The organism is Streptomyces sp. NPDC002690 (genome assembly GCF_053592415.1).
Map to the genome: position 1 here is coordinate 1 of NZ_JBSFVR010000574.1, position 3058 is coordinate 3058.

Here is a 3058-nt window from a genome sequence, read left to right on the forward strand (position 1 = left end):
GCCGTTCCTCGGCGGGGAGCCGCACCGGGCACGGGAAGGCCGCGACACGGTCGTGTTCGCCGCGCAGCCCTCCGTGCCGGCGTCCCGCGCCGACCATACGTACCTGCTCGCGCGAGGCGGAGCCGAGGACGACACGGGCCGGGGTGTGGGCCAGTACCACGTCCGTCAGGCCGTCCACGGCGTCGAACTGGTCGGCGAGCACCACCGTGACCCCGGCCGCACGGCCGTGCCGCAGCGGTACCTGGAGGAGATCGTGCGGGTCCGGACGGCCGTCCGCCGCCGCCAGGTGCCCGAGGACGGACGGGCGGTCCAGCAGAATCCAGAGCGGGCGCCCGGTGCTTTTGGCGGCGGGACGTCCGGCTTGGCGCTCGCGGTTGGCGTCGATGAGCCGCCGTTCCGTCTCGTGCGCCGCCCACTCCAGCGTCGCCAGCGCGCCCGCGAGCCCGCACTCGACGGCGAGGACGCCCTCGCGCCCGGCCAGGGAGCCGTACTCGCCGCTGCCGCCACCGTCGACGACCAGCACGTCGCCGTCACGGAGGGCCTGGAGCGCGATGGAGCGCAGGAGGGTGGTCGTACCGCTGCCGGCGGTGCCGACCGCGAGCAGATGCGGCTCGCCGGAGCGGGGGCCGGTCCGCCAGACCACGGGGGAGGCGTCGTGGTGGGCGTCACCGTCCTGGACCGGCACGGTGCGGTGGACCGAGCCCGGGTCGGTGAAGCCGAGGACGGTCTCGCCGGGGGCGGTGACGAACCGCTGGGCGGCGATCGTGACGGGGAGCGGGCCGAGCACGGTCATGGCGAGCTGGTTGGCCTCCTCGTCCCAGACGAAGTGGTACTCGCGGCCCCGGCCGGACTTGGCGTGCACCACCTGTTCGATCCGGGTCCGTGCCTCGCTCTCGCCGTCGGTGAACCAGGCCGGGTAGGTCACCCGGAGCCGGACGAGCCGGCCGTCGTCGTCGAAGGCGTAGTCGCCGAAGGGCTGCTCCCAGTCACCGCCGTGGGCGAAGAGCGGTGCGGGGTCGTCGGCGACGGAGAAGTAGGGGACCAGTGCCTCGTACAGGGTGCGCAGCCGGGTTTCCCCGGCCTCGTCCGGGCCGGTCCTCGCCGGGGTCCTGTCCCGGCCCTTCCACGCGGCGGCGCCCATCACCGTGATCACGGCCAGGACCGGCCCGTGCGGGACGAGCGCCACCGCGGTCAGGCAGGCCGCGACGAGGAACAGCCTGGAACCGCGCCGGTCCTTGGGCGTCGCGGCCCATCTCTGCCGTCCTGCGACGGCCAGTAGCCGCAGACCACGGGTGATCGCGATCAGCGGGTGGAGGACGTCGGTGGCGCTGTCGGCGGCCGTGCGCGCGACCTCGCGACCGCGAGTGATCGAAGCGCCGCCGCGCTGGAGAATGCGGGGGAGTGGTCGCCGGGCCACGTCTGTCTCCTGGATGGGGGGTGTGGGGTGGGTGCGGAGGGTCAGAACTTGATCCCGCCCAGCAGGCCGGCGAGGCTCGCCCCGCCCGCCGTGATGCTGGGCGCGATGGCGGTGCCGGCCAGGTAGAAGCCGAACAGGGCGCAGATCAGGCCGTGGGACGCCTTCATCCCGTCCTTCTTGAAGAACAGGAAGGCGATGATGCCGAGCAGTACCACGCCCGAGATGGAAAGGATCATGAGCGGTTCTCCTGGTTGAGAGGGACGGTCACCATGAGTCCTTCCAGGCTCACCCGGTGTATCTATACGATAAAAGGTGCATTGGAGTGAGAAGGTGGTGTTTTCACCCGACCGGTCCAGCACCGGTGGCCGCACGGCCCTGCGCCGGGTCACCGGGAACGTCCTGCCGGTGTGAGGAAAACCGCACCGGAACCACCCTCCGGACGGCCGTGGTCACGCCGGGCCACCGCCGCCCGCACACCCCCGGACCCGTCCCTCCAGGTGTCCCGGACCCGCACCGTTGCGGGGCAGTACCCTGTCGGTTTACCCGCACGGCCCCGGTGCCGTACGCCCCGGCGGGGGCAGCGGCGACGACTACGGCAACGACAGAGGTCAAGGAAGGCGGTCCGTCCGATGAGCGAAACCCCCGACCCCGAGTTGGTCGAACTGGCCACGAAGGTCTTCGACCTCGCCCGCCGCGGCGAGACGGACGTCCTCGCCGCCTACGTGGACGCGGGAGTGCCCGCGAACCTCACCAACGACCGGGGCGACTCGCTGCTGATGCTCGCCGCCTACCACGGCCACGCGCCCGCCGTCACCGCCCTCGTGGCCCGGGGCGCCGACCCCGACCGCGCCAACGACCGGGGCCAGACCCCGCTCGCCGGAGCGGTCTTCAAAGGTGAGCCCGCCGTCATCGGGGCACTGCTCGACGCGGGCGCCGATCCGGCCGCGGGAGCGCCCTCCGCGGTGGACACCGCGCGGATGTTCGGCAAGGCCGACCTGCTGGAACTGTTCGGTGCGCGCTGACACCGCCGCCCGCGCGGGCGGCGTGGCCCACGGCGACCGGTCCGCCGGAAATGTGGTCGCGGTGGCGAAATGGCTGGGTCATCATGACGTCGCGGGTCCGCTCCGGACCACCGACGAGAGGCAGAGGAAAATGCTCGACATCAGGCAGAAGACGGCGGTCGGCCGATCATGTCCCCGCGCGGCTTAGTGCTCCGGCACCAGGTGGTCTCCGACGGACCGAGGCCGGGGCCGCGGACGCCGGAAACCACCCAGGAACTGCACAGTCCCGGTTGCGTCGACAGCTTGATGTGAGGCTTTTTCCATGTTCGATCCATTCATAGCGCCGAGCGGCACCCTGCTCGGCCTGCTGCAGAGGGGCCGCGGCGACGGCACGCTCCACGCGCTCGCCGCACCCCGTACCGAGGCGCTCGCGGCACTCAACCACTGTGTTCTGAGCGACCCCCGCCACGACTGGCAGGTCGAGAACCGCTCCCTCTACTACGCCCGGCTCTACATCGACCTCGACGGCGGTCTGGAGGAGATCGCGAACGCGCGGCACCGTCGTGGTGTGCCCCGGTCGTACGTCCACCACGGCCGCGCCGCCGGCCGGCACCCCCTGAAAGCCCCGCACCACGCCAGC

Annotated in this window: 3 protein-coding genes and 1 pseudogene; 2 read left to right on the forward strand and 2 right to left on the reverse strand. The window is 72.3% G+C overall.

The window, feature by feature from the left end:
* Window positions 1–1417 (reverse strand): hypothetical protein (locus ACWD3D_RS35345; protein WP_451464772.1); only part of this gene is annotated, 1417 nt, incomplete at its 3' end.
* A 41-nt stretch (window positions 1418–1458) separates the two neighbouring features.
* The gene (locus ACWD3D_RS35350; protein ID WP_275495276.1) at window positions 1459–1653 is read right to left on the reverse strand and encodes a hypothetical protein; all 195 of its coding nucleotides are present in this window, start codon (window positions 1651–1653) and stop codon (window positions 1459–1461) included.
* 393 nt (window positions 1654–2046) lie between these two features.
* On the opposite strand from ACWD3D_RS35350, the gene ACWD3D_RS35355 reads away from it, so the two are divergent.
* Window positions 2047–2439 carry an ankyrin repeat domain-containing protein gene (locus tag ACWD3D_RS35355; RefSeq protein ID WP_451464773.1) on the forward strand — a complete coding sequence of 131 codons (393 nt, stop codon included), beginning with the start codon at window positions 2047–2049 and terminating at the stop codon, window positions 2437–2439.
* 301 nt (window positions 2440–2740) lie between these two features.
* A pseudogene (locus ACWD3D_RS35360) lies at window positions 2741–3058 on the forward strand (HEAT repeat domain-containing protein); the annotation flags it as partial.